This is a genomic window from Stenotrophomonas sp. Sm2128 (assembly GCF_030985535.1).
GTDB classification, from domain to species: Bacteria; Pseudomonadota; Gammaproteobacteria; order Xanthomonadales; family Xanthomonadaceae; genus Stenotrophomonas; species Stenotrophomonas maltophilia.
In genome coordinates this window covers 1-19,847 of sequence record NZ_JAPTFQ010000008.1, presented here as the reverse complement: position 1 = coordinate 19,847, position 19,847 = coordinate 1, and the positions used below count along the sequence as shown (strand labels likewise).

21 protein-coding genes are annotated in these 19,847 nt (G+C 66.6%); 4 read left to right on the top strand and 17 right to left on the bottom strand.

From position 1 onward, the window contains the following. Positions 1-96: 96 nt before the first annotated feature. The 3 genes from O0K41_RS04050 to O0K41_RS04040 all read right to left on the bottom strand — a co-directional run bounded on the left by O0K41_RS04050 (position 97) and on the right by O0K41_RS04040 (position 2,406). Positions 97-1,320, bottom strand: a complete 1,224-nt coding sequence (locus O0K41_RS04050; protein WP_049449210.1) for an efflux RND transporter periplasmic adaptor subunit — start codon at positions 1,318-1,320, stop codon at positions 97-99. 91 nt (positions 1,321-1,411) lie between these two features. Further along, complete coding sequence (locus O0K41_RS04045) at positions 1,412-2,182, bottom strand: SDR family NAD(P)-dependent oxidoreductase (RefSeq protein WP_005409109.1); 771 nt, start codon at positions 2,180-2,182, stop codon at positions 1,412-1,414. Then, entirely contained in the window at positions 2,179-2,406 is a 228-nt protein-coding gene (locus tag O0K41_RS04040; protein ID WP_088435616.1) for a hypothetical protein, read from the bottom strand. Before O0K41_RS04040 ends, O0K41_RS04045 begins: the two co-directional genes overlap by 4 nt. Positions 2,407-2,553: 147 nt before the next feature. On the opposite strand from O0K41_RS04040, the gene O0K41_RS04035 reads away from it, so the two are divergent. After that, a complete protein-coding gene (locus tag O0K41_RS04035; protein WP_005409107.1) occupies positions 2,554-3,585 on the top strand; it encodes a LysR family transcriptional regulator in 1,032 nt (343 codons plus the stop codon). 179 nt (positions 3,586-3,764) lie between these two features. On the opposite strand, the gene O0K41_RS04030 is transcribed toward O0K41_RS04035, so the two are convergent. Both O0K41_RS04030 and O0K41_RS04025 read right to left on the bottom strand, forming a co-directional pair. Then, on the bottom strand, positions 3,765-4,460 hold the full coding sequence (locus O0K41_RS04030) for an OmpA family lipoprotein (protein WP_005409106.1): 696 nt from the start codon (positions 4,458-4,460) through the stop codon (positions 3,765-3,767). Between the two features lie 139 nt (positions 4,461-4,599). Then, complete coding sequence (locus O0K41_RS04025; protein WP_164222038.1) at positions 4,600-6,015, bottom strand: deoxyribodipyrimidine photo-lyase; 1,416 nt, start codon at positions 6,013-6,015, stop codon at positions 4,600-4,602. 108 nt (positions 6,016-6,123) lie between these two features. Here O0K41_RS04025 and O0K41_RS04020 point away from each other — a divergent pair, with 108 nt between their 5' ends. Beyond that, entirely contained in the window at positions 6,124-6,708 is a 585-nt protein-coding gene (locus O0K41_RS04020) for a hypothetical protein (RefSeq protein ID WP_049432133.1), read from the top strand. Between the two features lie 19 nt (positions 6,709-6,727). On the opposite strand, the gene O0K41_RS04015 is transcribed toward O0K41_RS04020, so the two are convergent. Genes O0K41_RS04015 through O0K41_RS04000 form a run of 4 tightly spaced genes read right to left on the bottom strand, consistent with a single transcriptional unit; the run spans position 6,728 to position 12,417 of the window. Further along, entirely contained in the window at positions 6,728-7,342 is a 615-nt protein-coding gene (locus tag O0K41_RS04015; RefSeq protein WP_012479786.1) for an inorganic diphosphatase, read from the bottom strand. Between the two features lie 13 nt (positions 7,343-7,355). Beyond that, positions 7,356-8,705: an FN3 domain-containing metallophosphoesterase family protein gene (locus O0K41_RS04010; RefSeq protein ID WP_217482223.1), complete on the bottom strand. Its 1,350-nt coding sequence runs from the start codon at positions 8,703-8,705 to the stop codon at positions 7,356-7,358. A 14-nt stretch (positions 8,706-8,719) separates the two neighbouring features. Then, positions 8,720-9,838, bottom strand: coding sequence for a phytase (locus O0K41_RS04005; protein ID WP_231522810.1), 1,119 nt, complete (start codon positions 9,836-9,838; stop codon positions 8,720-8,722). Continuing rightward, complete coding sequence (locus O0K41_RS04000) at positions 9,835-12,417, bottom strand: TonB-dependent receptor (RefSeq protein ID WP_088435619.1); 2,583 nt, start codon at positions 12,415-12,417, stop codon at positions 9,835-9,837. The genes O0K41_RS04005 and O0K41_RS04000 overlap by 4 nt, the downstream gene beginning before the upstream one ends. A gap of 168 nt (positions 12,418-12,585) precedes the next feature. Between O0K41_RS04000 and upp the strand changes: the two genes are divergently transcribed. Next, a complete protein-coding gene (upp, locus tag O0K41_RS03995; RefSeq protein WP_005416149.1) occupies positions 12,586-13,218 on the top strand; it encodes a uracil phosphoribosyltransferase in 633 nt (210 codons plus the stop codon). 63 nt (positions 13,219-13,281) lie between these two features. Here the strand turns inward: upp and O0K41_RS03990 are convergent, their stop codons facing one another. Together O0K41_RS03990 and O0K41_RS03985 are read right to left on the bottom strand one after the other, a co-directional pair. Continuing rightward, positions 13,282-13,761, bottom strand: a complete 480-nt coding sequence (locus O0K41_RS03990; protein WP_024956419.1) for an SRPBCC family protein — start codon at positions 13,759-13,761, stop codon at positions 13,282-13,284. After that, on the bottom strand, positions 13,742-14,101 hold the full coding sequence (locus O0K41_RS03985) for a metalloregulator ArsR/SmtB family transcription factor (protein WP_005409097.1): 360 nt from the start codon (positions 14,099-14,101) through the stop codon (positions 13,742-13,744). The genes O0K41_RS03990 and O0K41_RS03985 overlap by 20 nt, the downstream gene beginning before the upstream one ends. Before the next feature lie 128 nt (positions 14,102-14,229). Here O0K41_RS03985 and O0K41_RS03980 point away from each other — a divergent pair, with 128 nt between their 5' ends. Continuing rightward, a complete protein-coding gene (locus O0K41_RS03980) occupies positions 14,230-14,523 on the top strand; it encodes a PsiF family protein (RefSeq protein WP_005412985.1) in 294 nt (97 codons plus the stop codon). Between the two features lie 307 nt (positions 14,524-14,830). Here the strand turns inward: O0K41_RS03980 and O0K41_RS03975 are convergent, their stop codons facing one another. From O0K41_RS03975 to rsmD, 6 genes are all read right to left on the bottom strand, one after another. Continuing rightward, on the bottom strand, positions 14,831-15,718 hold the full coding sequence (locus O0K41_RS03975) for an MBL fold metallo-hydrolase (RefSeq protein WP_005412984.1): 888 nt from the start codon (positions 15,716-15,718) through the stop codon (positions 14,831-14,833). A gap of 120 nt (positions 15,719-15,838) precedes the next feature. Then, positions 15,839-17,569: a gamma-glutamyltransferase gene (gene ggt, locus O0K41_RS03970; RefSeq protein ID WP_049449194.1), complete on the bottom strand. Its 1,731-nt coding sequence runs from the start codon at positions 17,567-17,569 to the stop codon at positions 15,839-15,841. After that, entirely contained in the window at positions 17,566-17,847 is a 282-nt protein-coding gene (locus O0K41_RS03965) for a YfhL family 4Fe-4S dicluster ferredoxin (protein WP_004153175.1), read from the bottom strand. The genes ggt and O0K41_RS03965 overlap by 4 nt, the downstream gene beginning before the upstream one ends. Before the next feature lie 132 nt (positions 17,848-17,979). Continuing rightward, complete coding sequence (locus O0K41_RS03960; RefSeq protein ID WP_005409092.1) at positions 17,980-18,471, bottom strand: hypothetical protein; 492 nt, start codon at positions 18,469-18,471, stop codon at positions 17,980-17,982. 60 nt (positions 18,472-18,531) lie between these two features. Beyond that, positions 18,532-19,041: a pantetheine-phosphate adenylyltransferase gene (coaD, locus tag O0K41_RS03955; protein ID WP_005409091.1), complete on the bottom strand. Its 510-nt coding sequence runs from the start codon at positions 19,039-19,041 to the stop codon at positions 18,532-18,534. A gap of 26 nt (positions 19,042-19,067) precedes the next feature. Further along, a complete protein-coding gene (rsmD, locus tag O0K41_RS03950; protein ID WP_005412982.1) occupies positions 19,068-19,646 on the bottom strand; it encodes a 16S rRNA (guanine(966)-N(2))-methyltransferase RsmD in 579 nt (192 codons plus the stop codon). Between the last annotated feature and the right edge of the window lie 201 nt (positions 19,647-19,847).

Below are 19,847 nucleotides of genomic sequence, written 5' to 3'. Positions count from 1 at the left end.
AAGGCATTCGGCGGGCAACAGCCACCCTGCCCCTCGCCGAAATGACGAAGGCAGGGAAGGCTGCCGCTGGCGCCGGCAGCTAAGCGGGGACGCGGATCAGTGCTTCAGGGCGGCGGTGGCATCGCGGCCCGGTGCCGGCGCCGGCTGTGGCTGCATCGCCACCGCCTTGGCCTGCACCGGCATGCCCGGCATGAAGACCTTCTGCACGCCGTCGATGATCACCTTGTCGCCCGCGGCCAGGCCGTGTTCGACAATGCGCAGGCCATCAGCGGTGCGACCGAGCTGGATGTCGCGGCGCTGGGCCTTGCCATCCTTGTCGACCACGTAGACGTACTTGCGGTCCTGGTCGGTCAGCACGGCCCTGTCATCGATCAGCAGCGCCTGGAACTGGCCGCTGCCGAGCAGCTGCACGCGGGCGAACAGGCCCGGCGTGAACTGGCGGTCGGCGTTGTCCAGCAGTGCGCGGACGCGGATGGTGCCGGTGCTGCGGGCGACCTGGTTGTCGAGGAAGTCGACCTTGCCCGAGTGCGGGTAGCCCTCTTCGCCGGACAGGCCAACCTTCACCGGCAGTTCGCTGTCACGCTCGCTCGGGCGCTCGCCCTTGCGTGCCATCTGGGCGTAGCGCAGGAAGGTGCTTTCGTCGGCATCGAAGTAGACAAAGACGGTATCCAGCGAGACCAGCGTGGTCAGTACGCTGGCACTGTCGCCGGCGGTGACCAGGTTGCCGGCGGTGACCATCGCGCGACCGGCACGGCCGTCGATCGGTGCACGCACCTTGGTGAACTCCAGGTTGAGCCGGGCCGCGTCCAGCGCAGCCTGCGCGGCCTGCACGGCGGCACCGGACTGGTCGGCGGCCGCGCGACGCTGTTCGGCGGTCTCGGTGGAGATCGCCTGCTGCTCGGACAGTCGCTTGGCGCGCTCGGACTCGCTGCGGGCCAGCGTGGCCTGGGTGCGGGCGCGGGCCAGCTCGGCAGCCGCTCGATCGTACTCGGCCTGGTAGCTGCGCGCGTCGATGGTGAAGAGCACTTCGCCCTTCTTCACTTCCTGGCCTTCGACGTAGTTGACCTTGTCGATGTAGCCGGACACGCGCGGGCGCAGTTCAACGCTCTGCACCGCTTCGACGCGGCCGCTGAACTCGTCCCACTGGCTGACCTGCTTGACCAGTACCGGCGCGGCGCTGACCTGCGGCGGCGGCGGTGCACCGGCTTCTTCGGCGTGGCCGCCGCTGCAGGCCGCAAGCACGGCTGCGGCGAGGATCGACACGCCGACCATCGCAATGCGATGGCCGAAACGATGTGGGGTGGTATTGGGGGAAGTCATGGCATGCATCCGTACGGAGGGGTGGTACAGCTATATGAGAACGTGTTGCAAAAATCGGCGGCGTATCCTGCGACCTCAACCATGGTCGAGGTCAAGCGACGCCTGCGGTATCGCGCCACAAAGGGGGAACTTCCAGGTGCAGCAGGCCGCGCGGCAGTTCGGCATCGCTGCTGTCACAGCGGACGATGGCACGGTTGTCGCGGCAACCATCCAGCAGCGACACAACGCGGCGACCCACCAGCAGCGAGCTGGGCCACTCGATGCAGGCATTGGCCGCATTGGCCGGGGTGCACACCGGGCTGCAGACTTCCAGCATCTGCGCGCGCACGCCCAGCGCCTGCGCTTCCTGGTGCACGACCTGCGCGTACATGCGCAGCGCGGCGGTGGTGATCGAGGTCTCGCCGTAGCCCGCCCATGGCTTGGCGTTGGCCGGGCTGCCGATCATCACGTAGCGGCGCGCATGCACGTTGTCCTGCAGCAGCGGCAGCAGGTGACGCACCGCGTGCACGTGCGGCATCAGATCGGCCTGCATCGCGCCCATCAGTTCGTCACCGTTGCGGTCGACCACGCGACCGCGGCGGTACGGTCCACCCATTGCGGCGATCACCGCCGCCAACGGGCGCGGGCGCTGCGCGATGCGTTCGGCCAGCGCGCGCGCCGATCCGTCGTCGCTGAGCGACCCCAGCAGCGTCTCCAGGCCCGGCTCGTCAGCGAACTGCTCGTGCAGCGCCGCCAGCCGGCCCGGATCGCGGCCGACAACCAGCACCGGGCTGCCGGCCTCCAGCAGCGCGCCAACCACACCCTGGCCGACGGCACCGGTGCCGCCCAGGACCAGGACTTCAGGCGTCAGCATCCCATTCACGGGACATTTCCTCCCAAATCCGGGATAGTCCCGATTCGGCGCAGGCGGTCACCCTTGTGAGCGGCCAGGCGGATGGCACCGCCACGCTGCTGACGCATGGGCGCGGTAAACTCACGAAAGTCCTTGTGTACCAAGGAACTCGGACGGGCTTCGACGGTCATCGCCAGGTCCAGGGTGTTCTGGCCGGCATTCCGGAGTCGGGCAAGAATGTTGCGCAGGCTCATGGTGGACGGGCTCCAATTAACGAATGGCGCCACGATAGACCTCAAACCTTTACTTGATTAGTCCTGATTAAGGGGAATAATCATCCCGCTCCCGGTCCAATCGTTCTGTCACGATTGTCCCATCCCCGACGTCCAGGATCCCCGACCATGTCCCACGATCTCAACGAGACGCTGATCTTCGTCAAAGTGGTCGAGCAAGGCAGCTTCATTGCCGCTGCCAAATCGCTCGGCCTGCCCAAGACCACGGTCAGCCGCAAAGTGCAGGAGCTGGAAACGCGCCTGGGCGCGCGCCTGCTGCACCGGACCACGCGCCGCCTCGGCCTGACCGAAGCCGGTTCGATCTACCACGAACATTGCCAGCGCATCGCGCGCGAACTGGAAGAGGCCGAGAGCGCGGTAAGCCAGCTGCAGTCCGGCCCGCGCGGCTGGCTGCGCTTCACCGTGCCCTATTCGATCGGCATCACCTGGATCGCCCCGCTGCTGGGCCAGTTCCATGCGCAGTATCCGGAGATCCGCCTGGACATGCACATGGGCAACGAAAAGCTGGACCTGATTGCCGGCGAAGCGGACCTTGCGCTGCGCGTGGGTGCCCTGCCCGATTCGAACCTGGTCGCGCGCAAGCTGGGCAGCCTGCGCACGCAGGTATTCGCCAGCCCGGCCTACATCGAGCGCTACGGCGAGCCGCTGCATCCGGAGGAGCTGCAGTTCCATCGCATCCTGGCGATGCGCAAGCCGTACCACACCGGAAATTCGCCGCGCTTCACCTGGCAGCTGGGCGAGAACGGCGGCGAGCTGCGTGACTTCCCGGTCACCCCGCTGATGACCGCCAACGACATGTCTGCGTTGAATGGTGCATTGGTCTGTGGCGAAGGCCTGCTGCTGACCGGCGACGTGATGGCCAAGCCGTTCGTTGAATCGGGCATGGTGCGCCGCGTGCTGGCCGGCTGGACCGGCCCGGAAGTGGACTTCAACGCCGTGTTCGCCGGCGGCCGCCTGGTCTCGCCGAAGGTGCGTGCGTTCGTCGACTTCCTGGTCGAAAAGCTCAACTTCGACGCCAATTACATGCTGGCGCAGTGTCCGGGTGCGAAGCTGGCGCAGCAGCAGAAGGAAAAGGAAGACGCCGCACTGGAAAGCAGCGGCAAGCGGATCCTGGAGAAGGTGGCCGCTTCGGCGGCGTAGCCTGCAACAAGAGCGCCTACCCATCTCCTGGTAGTTGCCGACCTTGGTCGGCATGGCTTACAGAGGGATGCGCTATCGGCGTGCCGAGCAACGCTCGGCACCCACAAAAATGCCGCCTGCAAGGGCGGCATTTTCGTTCCGGCCGATGGCCGGACCGGCTCAAGCAGTAACGCTACGCGTTATTGCTTGAGCGGAATCACCCGGATCTCGACGCGGCGGTTCTTGGCGCGGCCGGCGTCGGTGCTGTTGTCGGCAATCGGGTACGACTTGCCGGCGCCCAGCGTTTCGATGCGCACGCTCTGCACGCCCTGGCCGATCAGGTACTGCGCGACCGAGTCGGCACGTTCCTTCGACAGGCGGTTGTTGACCGCATCGCTGCCGATGCTGTCGGTGTGGCCGACCACTTCGATCATGGTCTGGTTGTAGTCACGCAGGGTGCCTGCCACGCCATTCAGCGCGCCGTAGAACTGCGGCTTCAGGGTCGACTTGCCGAAGTCGAAAGTGATGCCGTCCGGCAGGTTCAGCATGATGTTGTCGCCCTGGCGCTGCACATCGATGCCGGTGTTGGCAGTGCGCTCGCGCAGTGCGCGTTCCTGGCGATCCTGGTACTGGCCGACGGCGGCGCCGCTGAGCGCACCGATACCGGCGCCGATCAGGGCATGCTGGCGGCGCTCGGTGGCGCTGTCGCCGGTCAGCAGGCCGGCTGCCACGCCGATGGCGGTACCGATCAGGGCGTTGCGCCCGGTGCGGTTCTGCTGCTCGGTGGGGTTGCCGTACTGGTCACTCTGTACGTAGGAGCCGCCGGTGGCGCAGGCCGACAGGACGGCCGCGCTCATCAGGGCCAGTGCGACGTTGCGGGTGGTGTTGCGGATCATGAGGTTCTCCTTGGTTTCCGGTCGGCCGGCGGCCTGCGGGCGCAAAGAGAATAAACAGCCCGATGCGATGCCGGAATGATGATCGGGCACACCGACAGGGCCGCGTTCAGCTAACTGACCAGATCGCTCAGGTCGCCCTTTACCCCGCCCCCGACTGGCGGTAAGCCGCCAATGCGGCGTCGCGGCCCGCGGCCAGGTCCACCAGCGGCGTACGCGGATAGCCCGGGGCATGTGCCGCCAGCAGCAGCGGATGCTGCCAGGGAGCAAACCGGGCCTTCACCGGCAGCGCGGCCAGTTCGGGCACCCAGCGGCTGATGTACCGTGCCTTCGGATCGAACTTCTCGGCCTGGGTCACGGGGTTGAACACACGGAAGTACGGTGCCGCGTCGGCACCGGTCCCGGCCACCCACTGCCAGCCCATGGTGTTGTTGGCCAGGTCGGCATCGACCAGGGTGTCCCAGAACCAGCGTGCGCCATGCAGCCAGTGCGCGCGCAGGTGCTTGCACAGGTAACTGGCCACGATCATCCGCACCCGGTTGTGCATGTAGCCGGTGTGCCACAGCTCGCGAAGGCCGGCATCGACGATCGGCACGCCGGTGTTGCCGCGCTGCCAGTCGTACAGCTGCGCCTCACTGGGCGTTGCCCATGGGAAGCGATCGAAACGCGGGTTGAGGTTGTCGGTGGGCGTCTTCGGGAAGTGATGCAGCAGGTGGTAGGCGAAGTCACGCCAGCCCAGCTGGCGCAGGTAGCCGTCGATGTCGGCGTCGGTGCCGGCGCTACGCAGCCCTTCCAGCGCATGGGCAATCCGCCAGGGCGCGATTTCGCCGAAATGCAGGTGCGGCGACAGCCGCGAGGTCCCGACACGGTCCGGTAGGTCACGCTGCTCGCGATACCCGCGCAGGGCACCGTCTTCAAAGACGGACAGTGCTTCCAGCGCACCGGCTTCACCCGGCTGCCAGTGCTCCCAGAAGCCGGTATCCCAGTCCAGCGTCGGCGCCAGCTGGAGATCATCCAATGCCAGGCTGTCGACCGCGTGCGGCGCCAGTGCTTCCGGTGCGGCCTGCAGTGCCGGCAGGCGCCAATGACTGAGTACATTGCGCCAGTACGGCGTAAATACCTTGTACGGCTGGCCCTGCTGGGTGGCGATGTCCCAAGGCTCGAACAACAGGCTGCCATTGCAGCTCTGCGCGTCGATGCCCTGCTCGCGCAGCATGCGCTTGATGGTGGCGTCGCGTGACTGGGTGGCCGGTTCGTACTTGCGGTTCCAGTACACCGCCTCGGCGCCAGTCTGCGCGATCAGCAACTGCAGGGCCGGCAGGCTGTCACCACCGCGCAGCACCAGCGAGGAACCGCGCGTGCGCAGGTCCGCATCCAGCGCGGCCAGTGAACGGTGGCGCCACGCATCGGAGGCAGCACCCGGCGCCCACTCACCTTCTTCGTGCGGCGCATGGATGTAGACCGGCACCACGTCGTGACCGGCATCCAGCGCGGCCTGCAGGGCCGGATTGTCCTGCAGCCGCAGATCACGGCGGAACCATACCAACGCTACCGACACAGGTACTGCCTTCGTTGTGGAAGGCGCACATGATAGCCAGCGGTGGTGAAGGGGATGCGCGCAGACGCCGTCTGCTAGGCTGCACGGCCGCTACCCGTTGGAACTGACATGGATGATCTGCACGCCTCATTCGCCCGCTTCGGGCTGCTGCATGCGCAGCACGAGCGTGACTGGCAGGGCCCGTTCCCGCTGCCCACGGCACTGGCGTCGTTCTACGCGCAGGTCGGGCCGCTGGGCGAAGAGATCAATGCCAGGGTTGGCCGCGCCGGCATCACCGTTCCCGGCCTTGATGTCTGGATACCGCCACTGCAGCGCCTGTGGAGCCAGCAGGCCGGCTATCGATGGCATGGCGTCAGCGGCGAACGGATCAACGACTGGCCATCGAACTGGCTGGTGATTGCCGATCGCGGCGCTGATCCGTTCATCCTCGACCTGGACGACGGCCGTGTGCTGTTCAGCCACCACGGTGCCGGCCTGCTGGATGCCGGCGAGATCACTGCCGATGTGCCAACCTTGATGGCGGCTCTGGCTGCTGCAGGCACGGTGTACCTCGATGCCGGCGATGACCTCTACAACGACGATGACGATGGCGGCATCCGTCCTGAACACCAGGACGCAGCCGTACAGGCGGTGGCCCGGGTACTGGGCGACCGCCTGCAGGCCGAGTCGTTCATCGAGACGTTGCTGGACTGAATCCAGCCATGGCGTGGATCTATTTTTCGAAGCGCTTCATCGCTTCGCTGATCAGCGTCCGCGCCTCGGCAGCGTTGCCCCAACCGTTGAGCTGCACCGGGTTGCGCCCGGCCGGCAGGTCCTTGTAGACCCGGAAGAACGCTTCGATGCGCTGTCGTTCGATCTCCGGCAGATCGGCCAGGTCGCGGATGTTGGCGTAGGTCGGGTCAACCTTGTCGGTCGGCACGCCGATGATCTTCTCGTCGTGCTCGCCGCCGTCGACCATCTTCAGGTAGCCGATCGGCCGGAAGCGCACGATCACGCCCGGATGCAGGGGTTCACGGGTCAGCACCAGCGCGTCCAGCGGATCGTTGTCGCCAGCCAACGTGCGCGGCATCGAACCGTAGTTGGCCGGATAGGCGACCGGCATCGACTGGAAGCGATCCACGTGCACCAGGCCGTCCTCCTTGATCTCGTACTTGGTGAAGCTGCCGGCCGGAATCTCCACCGCCAGGTTCACTTCCTGCGGCGCCTGCTTCGGCTGCGCCACCAGGAACGGGTGCAGCACGCCATCGGCGGCGGCCACCGCGGTCGCGAGCAGGAGCAGGGCCCCGCCGATGGCAGCCATGGGGACAAGACGGTGCACGGTTTTCATCTGGATCTCCTCCTCATTCCCAGCAGCGATCGGCGCGGCCCTTGGCAGTCTGCGCGCGCGGGCAGTCACGCGGCGTGATGCGGCCTTCGGTCAGCTCCGTGCGCTGCTTGCCGCCCTTGGCGTCGCGACGCAGCTCGAAGGCATCGTAGAGTCGCCCGGTCACCGTGCGGGCTTCATAGCGCAAGTGCTGCGGATCGATGTGCAACACCTGGAACAGCTGGGTGTCCTCGGCCACCGGATCCATCGTCCTACGTGCCTCGTCGGAGAGACGGTACTGCTTCGGCCCCGCCACGGTCACCACATACTGCGGCGTCGCGGCCTGTCCTTCACCACGGCGGCCATAGGTGTGATCGTGGCCCTGCAGCACCAGATCGACGTTGTGGCGACGAACCACCGGCAGCAGCACGTCACGCAATGCGGCGTTCTCGCGCCCTTCGCGCGGCGAATAGAACGGCTGGTGCAGCAGCACGAGCGTCCACGGCTGCGGATTGCCGGTCAGTACCTTGTCCAGCCACTGCGCCTGCGCCTTGGCCGTGCCAAGGTCGAGTGCCGACGTGCCATCGACCACGGCGACGCGCACGCCCTGCGCATCGAACCAGTAGCTGGTCTGCTGTGCGGCGGATGCCCCATTGCCCGGCAGCGCGAACGTCACCGGCCAGTGCCTGCCCAGCACGCGGCGTTCCTGCGGAGTGTCCTCGAACTCCTCGACATACTCGTGGTTGCCGATCGCCGGCGCGACCAGGGTTTCCTGCGCCAGCCAACCGGTGGCGGCAAACCATTCGCCCCACTCGCTGTCATCGGCACCATCGCCCCCACTGACCAGATCGCCAGCGAACAGGCTCAGGCGCGCCTCGGGTGCGGCCTTCTGCGCGGCGCGCACCACGCGGCTGACATGGCTCACGTTCTTGTTCTGGGTATCTCCAAAGTACAGCAGGGTCAGCGGCTGGTCGGGCGCAGCCAGCGTGCGCAGCTGGTTCCAGGCGCTCCAGCTGCCGTTGCCCTGCACGCGGTAGACGTACAGGGTATCGGGCCGCAGGCCGCTGACATCAGCGCGGTGGTGGTGCGACAGCCCGTTCTCGGTCTGCAGCGCGCGGGTCGTGGCGCGCACCTGGCGGATGCCCTCGATGGCCGGTGAATCACCGGCAAGGGCAATCTCCAGCAGCGGCGCCTGCACGCTGCCGTCGGTGCGCCAGGCCACGGCGAACCCATGGCCGGGATCGACTGCCGGCGAAGCGACAATGCGGTCCGGCACCGTCGTCGCTGCGTAGTGGCGGCTGCCCGCCGGCACCTGGGTGTTCGCTTCAGCCGCCGCGAAGCACAACGACGGCACCGCCAGCAGCAGGCCCAGCGCCAACGTACGCATCAGGCAACGACCGCTCACGAACCACACTCCAGCGGCAATGCCAACTGCTTGGCAATGCTCTCCCAGTCGAACGCCACCACGCCCTGGTCGTCATGCACCGCATACAACGCGCCGTGCGGGAAGCGCGCGCTGGGCTGCGGCATCATCCAGATGCCATCGGTGTTGGCCACGGTATTGCCCTGGAACGCGCCGACCGGCTTCAGGGTGTGGCGGTCGAACAGGTGGAACACGCTGCGCTGCTTGCCCTGTTCGGTGGTGATCCACCAACCATCCTTGCCGCAGGTGCGCAGGGTTACGCCTTCGGCCTGCGCCTTGAACACGTCGCGGCCGAAGGTGGTGCCGGTGAAACGCCCGGCCAGCGTGTAGACCTTGAACTCGCTGGCGTAGCCCTCGTCCTCTTCGGCGATCAGCAGGCGATCGTTCTCGGGGTCGCCCCAGATCGACTCGACCACGCGCAGGGCACCCGCCTCAGTGGTATCACCGATGCTGGCCACAAGCTTCGCTTCGACCTTCGCGCCATCGCGGGTCACCTGGTACTGGCGCACGCGCTTGTCCAGCTCGGTCAGCGGCGGCAGGATGTCACGGCCCTGTGCATCCTCGCCGTTGTCCCAGGAGTCGGTCACGTAGACGCTGTAGCCATCGGCACGGCGGTCGACCCACAGTCCGTACGGCTTGCGCAGGTCGTCCGCAGCGAAGGTCGCCAGTGGAGTGAAGTCCGGCAGGCTCAGTACCTGCACGCGGTGATTGTCGCGCTCCACGATCCACAGCAGATCGTCGGTCACCGCGATGCCGTTTGGGCGATCGAACTGCCCTGGCGCGGTGCCGCTGCTGCCTACGTCGCGCAGGTGCTGGCCGCTGCTGCCGTCGTAGACCACCAGCTTGTCGGTGGCCTTGGCAGTGGCGATCAGCCACAGCTTTCCGTCAGGTGCACGCCAGGCGGCAGGCGAATCGATGTTGTCAGCCGGCGTCATCGGTGAAAGGAATGCCTCGGCGATGGTGGTCACCGCACGCTCGTTCGTGGTCTTCGCTCCGGGCTTGGCCACGGCTGGATCATTGCCGTTGGCCGGCGTACAGCCGGCCACCAACGTCACGGCCAGCATGGTGGCCAGCAGGGTGATGCGAGGCCCGCTCACAGTGCCACCTTCAGGCCCAGTGCGTAGGTGCGGCCATATTCTTCCATCTGCAGGGTGCGCGAGCGCGTGCCCTGGTACAGCTCCAGCGGCTTGTCCAGCAGGTTCTGTGCCTCGAAATACATGCTCACGCGCGGAGTGAACCTGTAGTCAAGCGAGAAGTCGAGCTGGGTGTTCGGCGCTACGTAGATGTCGAAGGCACGGCCGGCACCAAGGGTATCCAGGTACTCGCTGCGGTGCACGGCTGCCACGCGGGTGCTCAGGCCGTACTTCTCGTAACCGATGTGCGCGCTGTACACGTTCTTCGAGGCGCGCGGCAGGGTGAAGTCCTCACCGGCGCGCTTGGCCAGGCCCGGGTCGAAATCAGTGTCCAGCCAGGTGCCGCTGGCACCCACCAGCAGGCCATCCCAGCCAGCCGGGAGGAACGACAGCTGCTGCTGCCAGTTGAACTCGGCGCCACGCACCTTGGCCTTGTCGCCATTGACCGAGGTCACCACCGGCAGGCCGTCGTAGATGCCGTCGGCGCCGGCCTGGCGGACCTGCACGATGTAGCCGTCGATCGACTTGTGGAACACGCCCAGCGAGAGGATGCCGCTGTCGCCGATGTACTTCTCCACCGACAGGTCGATGTTGGTCGACTCGTACGGATCCAGCTCCGGATTGCCCAGGCGCACTTCATTGTCGTTGCGGGCCAGGCCGATGCGCGGCGAGGCATCGCCGAAGCCCGGGCGCGCCACCGTCTTGTTGGCGGCGAAGCGGAATACCCAGTCGTCGCTGGCGTCGTAACGCAGGTGCAGGCCCGGCAGTACGTTGTTGTAGCTCTTGCTGGCGGTGACCCGGGTCGCGGTGTAGGAGCGCCCGTCCTTGGCCACGTCCACGCGATTGCCGGTGGCGCTGAAGCGGGTGTTCTCCACACGCACGCCGCCGATCACGCGCAGCGCACCGATGTCCCAGGTGCCCATCGCATAGCTGGCGAACACGTCTTCGCGCGCGGTGTAGTCGCCTTCCAGAGACGTCGCGGCGTTGCCACCGACATCCTGCGGACGCGCGCTGTATTCGCCACCGTGCTGCGACCAGTAGCTGCGCATCGCCGACGAGTCCATGCCCTGCCCCATCGGGCCGTGGCGATGTTCCGGCGAGCCGGTGGTCCAGTCACTGAGCTTGATCGCCGGACCCACGCGCAGCGACGCCTCATCGACATTCACGTCACGGTCGCGCCAGCGCCCGAGCAGGCCGAACTTGTAGCTGCTGTTGTCGCCGTCGAAGCGGATGTTGACCTGCGCGCTGCGCTCCTCGTCGTCCACCTTCTTCGGCTTGGCCACCACACGGTCGAACTTGTAGTTGGCGTTGTCCAGCCACTGATCGTTGTCGAAGGTGTAGGTGGGCAGGCGGCTACGCTGGTCCAACGTGCCATTGAAGGCCTTGCCGTTGAGCTTGAAGCGCGACTCGATCTCGTCGTCCACGCGTTCTTCGGTACGGGTATAGCCGATCTTGTAGTCCAGTACCGCGTCGGTCAGCTTGTTCTCGCCACCCAGGCTGGCGGCGAAGGTGTTCTCTTCCTTGGTCCGGTAGCGCATGCGCTTGTCGATCGAATCCTTCGGCATGCCGGCAAGTCGATACTGGTCGGTGCCGGTGGCGATCATGTCGGCGCTGTTGAAGTTGAAGATCACGCGCTGGCGGGTTTCGGCATCGTCGAACTGGCTGTACAGCGTGCGCAGGTAGTAACGGCTGTCCTCGTTCGGGCGCCAGTCGAAATTGAGGTTGGCGCCGATGCGCTTGCGCTCGATCTCGTACTTGCGGTTCTGCAGGTTCAGCGCGGTGATTTCGCCCGGGCGGGTGGTGGTCGGATCCTTGTTCCCGCTGACATCACCGTACTCCACTTCGCTGTTGTCCGATTCGAACGTCCGCTTCTGGTAGTTCACGCCGGCGGCAATGCCGAAGGTGTCGTTGAACACTTCGCTGTAGTTGAACGCGGCCTTCGGGCTGGTCTCGCCCGAAAGCTGCTGGTGGCTGCCTTCGATCTTGCCACGCAGGCTGCGGCCCTCGCGGTCGAACGCCGAGGCGGTCTCGACCAGGATCGCGCCGCCAATGGCGTCGCCCGGCATGTCCGGGGTCGGTGATTTGATCACGCGCAGGCGCTCGGTCGAATCGGACGGGATCACGTCCATCGGTGCGGCGCGGCTGGAGTTGTCCGGTGTGCCGATGGCGATGCCGTCGACGCTGACGCTGTTGAGGTTGGCATCCAGTCCGCGCACGACCACGTAGCGGCCCTCGCCCTGGTCGCGCGTCACGCTGATGCCCGGCAGGCGTTGCAGCGACTCGGCCACGTTCTTGTCCGGGTACTGGCCCAGCGCGTCGGACGACACCGCATCCTCGATGGCGTTGCTGCTGCGCTTGAGGTCCACCGCGCGGATCTGCGATTCAAGCTGGGCGCGCACTTCAATGCGGTCCAGGTCGACCGCATCGGCGGCCACTGCACCGGTGGCGGCGACCGCCTGCTGCCCGGCGGCCTGCAGTGGTGCAGCAGCCCCCATCGCCAGGGTCAGGGTGATGGCAACGGCCAACGGAGTCTTGATATGCACTGGGAATCCCCATTCCTGTTAAGAATGGGTCTGCACGGTATGTCCGCAAGGTTGCATGGCAATGACATGCATCTGCACATTTCATGCAGGCCGTCTCCGGCCCCGGTTTGGGGTTGGGCGCCCAATCCGGCAAAATGGCGTCCTCTCTCCTTATCCCCCTTCCCGACCATGAAGATCGTCGAAGTGCGCCACCCGCTGGTGCAGCACAAGATCGGCCTGATGCGCAACGCTGCGCTCAGCACCAAGGATTTCCGCGAACTGGCCAACGAGCTCGGCACGCTGCTGGCCTACGAGGCCACCGCCGACCTGGACACCGAGCCGCACACCCTGGCCGGCTGGGCCGGCCCGGTCACCGTGCAGCGCATCGCCGGCGCCAAGATCACCGTGGTGCCGATCCTGCGCGCCGGCCTGGGCATGCTCAGCGGCGTGCTGTCGCTGATCCCGGCGGCACGCGTCAGCGTGGTCGGCCTGCAGCGCGATGAGGAAACCCTGCAGCCGGTGCCCTACTTCGAGCGCCTGACCGGCCGCCTGGAAGAGCGCGACGCGCTGATCCTGGACCCGATGCTGGCCACCGGCGGCACCCTGATCGCCACCATCGACATGCTCAAGCGTGCCGGCGCCCGCCGCATCAAGGGCATCTTCCTGGTGGCCGCGCCGGAAGGCATCGAAGCAGTCAAGGCCGTGCATCCGGACGTGGAAATCTACACCGCGGCCATCGATGCCCAGCTCAACGACAAGGGCTACATCCTGCCCGGCCTGGGCGATGCCGGTGACCGCATCTTCGGTACCCGCGTCGGTTGATCCGGTGAACCGGGGTCGGATCCCTTTCGCAGAAAGGGCTCTGACCCCACCCCGGATGCCGGCCTACAGGCCGGCCGCGAACGCTTCCAGCTGGCCGATGACGGTGTTCCAGCCGTCGAAGAAGCCCATCTGCTCATGCTGGTCGCGCAGGGCCTTGTCCGGGTGCATCACCTGCGCGGTGTAACGACAGCCCTGGCCCTCATCCTCCATCGAGATGATGGCGGTGAAGCCCAGCCACGGTGACTGCGGCCGCCAGCCCGGGCCCAGCATCGAGGTGAACACCAGACGCTGCTGCGGCACGATCTCCAGGAAGCTGCCCGGGTTGTCACTGCTGCCGCCGTCGGGGCCCTGCATGAAGGTGTGGAAGGCGCCGCCCGGGCGCAGGTCGAAGGCACGCACTTCGGTGGACCACGGCTTCGGGCACCACCACTGGCGCAGCAGCTCCGGGTCGGTCCACGCCCGCCACAGGGCGGCGCGCGGTGCGTTCAGTACGCGACTGATGACCAGATCGGTCTCGGGGTTGTTACCTGCGTCTACGGCCATGGGCCTGCTCCTGTCGGTGAAGGGTTTCGACAAACTCGACCATGCGGTCGGCGCGCGCCTCCCACACGACGCGCTGCGCGGCCAGCCATTGCTCGGCCTGGCCCAACCGTTCCGGCACCAGTTCGCAGGTGCGTACACGCCCCTGCTTGCGGCTGCGCACCACGCCACTGCGCTCCAGCACGGCCAGATGCTTCATCAGCGAGGGCAAGGCCATCTCAAAAGGCTCGGCCAAGGTCGACACCGTGCGCGGCCCCTGCCCCAGCGCCGCCACGATCGCGCATCGGGTGGGGTCGGCCAGTGCCTGGAACACGTCTTGAATGGCGGGATCATACTTACCCATCTGGCTAAGTAATACGCCGATCTGAATGCCCCCCTGCAAGCGGTCGCTGCCGAGGCACGATTCTTCACGTGGCCTTGCTGCCTGCAGGCCAATGCTCCGCGCACCCGCCACCGCCTGGAGTGCTCTCGATGAAAGCTTCTTTCCTGCTGGCCGCTGTCCTGCTGGTCGGCCTGCCCCTGGCTGCCAATGCCACCACGCCGCAGCAGCAGCGCATGGCCGACTGCTCGGCCAAGAACAAGGGCTTGAAGGGTGACGCCTACAAGACCGCGCAGAGTTCCTGCCTCAGTGGCCACGCCGCCGAAGCCAAGCCGGCCAACGCGCAACAGGAACGCATGCGCAAGTGCAATGCTGACGCGGGTGCCAAGAAGCTGGCCGGTGACGCGCGCAAGACCTTCATGAGCAGCTGCCTGAAGGCGTCGTAGCATCGCTCGTCCAGTTCAATCGAATGGGGGCAGAGCCCGTTGCACGGCAATGGCATTCGACCCCATCTGAATATCGATATCTGACAGATGTGCCGACCAACGGTCGGCACCCACCAATAGCCACCGGCCACCTGTCAGAGGTGGGGCGGTGTAGGTGGGCAGGCGCCGTGGATGGCGCCATCGAGCCCCCATGGGTGGGTTTACGGCGTGTCCTGACCACCCGCACCGCACCGCCATCCCACGGAATGCCGTTCTTGATCTTGCTTCGGCTTCTGCAGGTGCAGGGAGCAGCCCTGCCGAACACCCGTCACCCCAGCGCGCGCGCCTTCAGTTCACCCTGCTCGTGCAGGGTCACGAAACGCCCCTTGTCATCGCGACCCAGCTGCGCCAGCGCCACCTGCGGGTCGTGGGTGAAAAACAGATGCACGTTGCGCGCCAGCTTGTCCTCAAGGAACTGCCGCTTCTCGTCGATCAGGAGCTCGGCATTGCGGTCGTAGCCCATGGTGATCGGCACGTGTACCCATGAGCGCCCCGGGATCAGGTCGGCACAGAACACCACCCCGCCGTGCGCATCTTCGCCGGCGTGCGCGTGGCCGACAATCTCGGCCAGCATCAACCCCGGCGTGTGGCCATCGCTGTAGCTGAAGCGAACGCTGCGACCCAGAACCTTCGAATACTCGCCGTCCACCACTTCCAGGCGACCGCTGGCCTGCAGCAGGCCAGGCAGCTCCGGAATGAAGCTGGCACGGTCGCGCGGATGCGGCTGCATGGCGCGCTGCCAATGCTGCGCACCGACCACATAAGTCGCATTGGGGAACAGCAGTTCCGGCTCACGCCCTTCGCTCCATGCCGCCAGCAGGCCACCGGCATGATCGAAATGCAGGTGGCTGAGCACGACGACATCAATGTCCTCGTGCTCGAAACCTGCTTCGCGCAGCGAATCGATCAGTACGTGCTGGCTTTCCTGCACGCCATAGCGCTCACGCATGCGCGGATCGAAGAACGCCCCGATACCGGTTTCAAACAGCACGGTCTTGCCTTCCAGCGGGCTGGCAAGCAGCGCACGGCACGCCAGCTCGATGCGATTGAGCTCGTCCGGTGCCGCCCATTTTTCCCACAACGCGCGCGGCGCGTTGCCGAACATCGCGCCGCCGTCGAGGCGCTGCGAGTTTCCACGAATAGACCAGAGTTTCATGTGTCGATTATCGGCGCCGGCTCGTTAAATAATCGCTAGAAAGGAAACAGAAAACCCCGCCGTCAAGGGCGGGGTTTCGGTAAACAGCCAGATTGGCGGCCAGCGGCCGGCACGACTGGATCAGCGTGCCGGCGCGACCAGGGCGCTGCCCACCGGGTTGCGCGGGTCGCTGCCGCCAAACAGCTTGTTGGCCTTCCGGTCCCATTCCACGGTCTGCAGGTTGCCCCACACGTGGCTGGACCCGCGGCCCCCGGCGGCCACATTGCCCGGCAGGTCGATCTTGTGACCCATCGCCTGCAGCTGCTTCACCGTGGCCGCGTCGAATGCATCGTCCTCTGCTTCGATCAGGTCCGGCAGCCACTGGTGGTGGTAGCGCGGCAGCGCGGCAACCTGCTGCGCGTCCAGGCCGGCGTCGTAGCCGAGGATGCCCAGCAGCACCATGGTGATGATGCGGCTGCCACCCGGGGTGCCCAGCACCACCACCTTGTCGGCGTTCTCCATGAAGGTCGGGGTCATCGAGCTGAGCATGCGCTTGCCCGCCTTCGGCGCATTGGCCTCGTAGCCCATCACGCCGAACGCGTTGGGCGTGCCCGGCTTCAGCGCGAAGTCGTCCATCTCGTTGTTCAGCAGCACGCCGGTGCCCTTCGGAATCAGCCCCGAGCCGTACAGCAGGTTGACGGTCTGGGTCGCGCCGACGCGGTTGCCGTCGCGATCGATGATCGAGAAGTGCGTGGTCTCGTCGTCTTCCAGCGGCGTCGGGTTGCCCGACAGCAGGTCGCTGGGCGTGGCCTTTTCCGGATGGATGGTCGCCCGCAGGCCCTGTGCGTAGTCCTTGCTGGTCAGCACCTTCTGCGGGATCTGCACGAAGTCCGGATCGCCGAGGAAGAAGGTGCGGTCGCGGTAGGCACGGCGCATCGACTCCACCACCAGGTGGGTGCGGTGCGCCGGGTCCATCTTGTTGATGTCCCAGCCTTCCAGGATCTGCAGCATGCTGGCCAGCGCGATGCCACCGGACGACGGCGGCGGCGCGGTGGTGATCTTCCAGCCGTTGTAGTTGAACACGATCGGTTCGCGCTGCTTCACGCGATAGCCGGCCAGCTCTTCAGCGGTCCACTTGCCGCCGGCCTGCTTCACGCCGGCCAGCAACAGCTTTCCGGTCTGGCCCTTGTAGAAGCCATCGAAGCCACCTGCGGCCAAGCGCTCCAGCGTCTGTGCCAGCTCCGGCTGCTTGAACAGGTCACCGCTGGCGATCGGCTTGCCGTTGCGCAGGTAGACCTCACGGGTGCCGGGATAGCGCTCCATCACCTCACGGCGAGAGGCATAGCCCTTGGCCATGCGGTCGTAGACCGGGAAGCCTTCGCGCGCGATGCGGATCGCCGGCTGCAGCGATGCAGACAGCGGCAGCTTGCCGTGCTTGGCCGACAGCTCGACCAGCGCCGCAGGCAGGCCCGGAATACCGGCCGACCACGCACCGTTGACCGAGCGGTCACGGTCGAGGTTGCCCTGCTTGTCGAGGAAGGCCTGCGGCGTTGCCGCGGCCGGCGCGGTCTCGCGCGCGTCCAGCATCACGTCCTTGCCGGTGGCCGCGTCGTGCAGCAGGAAGAAGCCACCGCCACCCAGCCCGGAACTGATCGGCTCGACCACCGCCAGCGTGGACGATACCGCCACCGCGGCGTCGAAGGCGTTGCCGCCCTGCGCCAGGATGTCGATGCCGGCCTGGGTGGCCAGCGCGTGGCCGCTGGCAATGGCCGCGCCGTCGGGGCGCTCGGCACGGGCCGGGCTGTCGGCCCAGGCAATCGGGCTCAGCAGCAGGCCGAGCAGCAACAGGCGGCGGACGATCAGCGTCTTCATTCGGATGGGGGCTCCGCATAGAGTTCGGGGTGATCGTGCTGCAGCTGGCGCAGCTTGGCCAGCAGCTGGTCTTCCGTTTCCACGATCTCCGGGTCCGGATCGATGCACTCGACCGGGCAGACGACCACGCACTGTGGCTCGTCGAAATGGCCCACGCATTCGGTGCAGCGCGCAGGGTCGATCACGTAGATGGTTTCACCCATCGCAATGGCCTGGTTCGGGCAGGCCGGCTCGCATACGTCGCAGTTGACGCAGAGCTCGTTGATTTTCAGCGACACGGCGATACTCCTCGCCCGCGCCTTGGGACAAAGGACCGGCCAGCGCGGGCGCGCGGGCCGGTCAGGTCATCAGCGGCGCCCTTGCAGGACGCCGCCCGGGCCATGCCGGAGCATGGCCGCCATGGCTCGGTCTTACTTGGCTTCGACGAAAATGTACTCGGCACCGGTCGGCTGGATCGCAGCCTGAACGCGGGCGTTGTCGGCCGACTGGCCGATGAAGACGACGCGCACGCCCTTCATCGAATCCGGCGACACGTCCTTGAACACGGCCTGGATCATGTCAGCCATTTTGCCCGAGGCCGACGAACCGAAGGCCAGCATGTTGCCCGGCTGCACGCCACGGGCCACGGCCTGGGTCGCGCTCTCGGTCTGGCGCTCGTACTTGGCCTGGAAGTCCGGGTCCGATTCCGGGGAGAGGTAGTACAGGAACGGGCTGTTGGTGATGTTGCCCATGTTCTGGATGGCCACTTCCTGCAGGTACTTCTTCCAGCCTGCATCGTCGTCCTTGGCCGGGGCGACCAGGGCCTGCTTGGCCTCGTCGACCGGAGCGGCCTCTTCCTTCTTGCAGGCGGTGAAGGCCAGGGCCAACGAAGCGATCAGCATCGCGCGCATGGTGGTGTTCATGGGTTTCCTCCCGGAATGGTGCGTGGTGTTGTGCGTAATGGGGTGCGGGTACAGCAGGACTTACGACTGTGCCGCCTTCGCTTCGCGGACCTTGCGCAGGGCTTCGAGCACCGCGGCCGGCACGAAACCGGACACATCGCCGCCCAGGCGCGCGATCTCGCGGACCAGCGAGGACGAAATGAAGCTGTGCTGCTCGGCCGGGGTCAGGAACAGGGTCTCGACCTCGGGGATCAGGTGACGGTTCATGCTGGCCATCTGGAACTCGTACTCGAAATCGGACACCGCGCGCAGGCCACGCAGCAGCACCCCGCCCTGGACCGAACGGACGAAATGGGCCAGCAGGGTGTCGAAGCCGATGACCTCGACGTTGCCATGGTGGCCCAGTGCGCCACGCGCCAGCTGCACGCGCTGCTCCAGCGGTAGCGCCGGGCCCTTGGACGGGCTCTGCGCCACGCCCACCACGACCTTTTCAAACAGCGGCGCGGCCCGGCTGACCAGGTCGATATGACCGTTGGTGATCGGGTCGAACGTGCCGGGATAGACGGCAATGCGGCGGTTGGCCACGGTCATGGGCGGATGCGGATGTTCAGATGAGGTCAAAGTGTAGCAGTGGCGCGGCGGTACAGGGCAAAGCGCACCTCGCGGGTGCCGCCCTCGCGGTGCAGCAGCCAGTCCGGCGGCAGCACCGGCACGTGGCCGGCCGGCGATTCCAGGTACAGCCAGGCATCGGCGGCCAGGTGCCGCGGCAGCTGCGCCAGCACGTCCTGCCACAGGCCATCGGCGAACGGCGGGTCGATGAAGACCAGATCGGCCTGCTGCGCGGGCGCGCCCTGCAGCCAGCGCAGGGCATCGGCCTGCACCACGGTGATCTGATCGGCGGCCTGGAGCTTCGCCACGGCCGCGCTCAGATTGCGTCCCAGCTGCGCGTCGCGCTCGACCAGGGTGGCGTGGGCAGCACCGCGCGAGACCGCCTCCAGGCCCAGCGCGCCACTGCCGGCGAACAGGTCCAGCACCCGCGCGCCGCCCAGTCTGGGCATCAACCAGTTGAAAAGGGTCTCGCGCACGCGGTCACTGCTGGGCCGCAGCCCCGGCAGGGTCGGCACCGGCAGGCGGGTATTGCGCCAGCGACCGCCGATGATGCGGACCTGGCCGTCGTTGCCCCCACGGCCGCTCACAGGCGCCCCCGGCGGGGTTCATTCGAGAATTTCAGCATGAGCGGGATTGTAGTCGTCCGGGCGGCGCCCGGAACCCGCAGAGGCCGAAGCAACAGCCAGAGCAACGGCAAAAGCTGGTTTCCTGTGGGTAGGCGGGGTGGGCCAGGTTGTGGGGGACGCCGTAAACCCGTCCATGGGGGCTTGGCCGCGGCATCCATGCCG

Excerpts from the sequence above, each read along its gene's own strand:
- O0K41_RS04050 (WP_049449210.1), bottom strand. The coding sequence starts at position 1,320 with ATGACTTCCCCCAATACCACCCCACATCGTTTCGGCCATCGCATTGCG.
- O0K41_RS04035 (WP_005409107.1), top strand. The coding sequence starts at position 2,554 with ATGTCCCACGATCTCAACGAGACGCTGATCTTCGTCAAAGTGGTCGAG.
- O0K41_RS04010 (WP_217482223.1), bottom strand. The coding sequence starts at position 8,705 with ATGCGTACGTTGGCGCTGGGCCTGCTGCTGGCGGTGCCGTCGTTGTGC.
- O0K41_RS04040 (WP_088435616.1), bottom strand. The coding sequence starts at position 2,406 with ATGAGCCTGCGCAACATTCTTGCCCGACTCCGGAATGCCGGCCAGAAC.
- O0K41_RS03980 (WP_005412985.1), top strand. The coding sequence starts at position 14,230 with ATGAAAGCTTCTTTCCTGCTGGCCGCTGTCCTGCTGGTCGGCCTGCCC.
- O0K41_RS03985 (WP_005409097.1), bottom strand. The coding sequence starts at position 14,101 with ATGGGTAAGTATGATCCCGCCATTCAAGACGTGTTCCAGGCACTGGCC.
- coaD (WP_005409091.1), bottom strand. The coding sequence starts at position 19,041 with ATGACCGTGGCCAACCGCCGCATTGCCGTCTATCCCGGCACGTTCGAC.
- upp (WP_005416149.1), top strand. The coding sequence starts at position 12,586 with ATGAAGATCGTCGAAGTGCGCCACCCGCTGGTGCAGCACAAGATCGGC.
- O0K41_RS03960 (WP_005409092.1), bottom strand. The coding sequence starts at position 18,471 with ATGAACACCACCATGCGCGCGATGCTGATCGCTTCGTTGGCCCTGGCC.
- ggt (WP_049449194.1), bottom strand. The coding sequence starts at position 17,569 with ATGAAGACGCTGATCGTCCGCCGCCTGTTGCTGCTCGGCCTGCTGCTG.
- O0K41_RS04030 (WP_005409106.1), bottom strand. The coding sequence starts at position 4,460 with ATGATCCGCAACACCACCCGCAACGTCGCACTGGCCCTGATGAGCGCG.
- O0K41_RS04020 (WP_049432133.1), top strand. The coding sequence starts at position 6,124 with ATGGATGATCTGCACGCCTCATTCGCCCGCTTCGGGCTGCTGCATGCG.
- O0K41_RS03990 (WP_024956419.1), bottom strand. The coding sequence starts at position 13,761 with ATGGCCGTAGACGCAGGTAACAACCCCGAGACCGATCTGGTCATCAGT.
- O0K41_RS03975 (WP_005412984.1), bottom strand. The coding sequence starts at position 15,718 with ATGAAACTCTGGTCTATTCGTGGAAACTCGCAGCGCCTCGACGGCGGC.
- O0K41_RS04015 (WP_012479786.1), bottom strand. The coding sequence starts at position 7,342 with ATGAAAACCGTGCACCGTCTTGTCCCCATGGCTGCCATCGGCGGGGCC.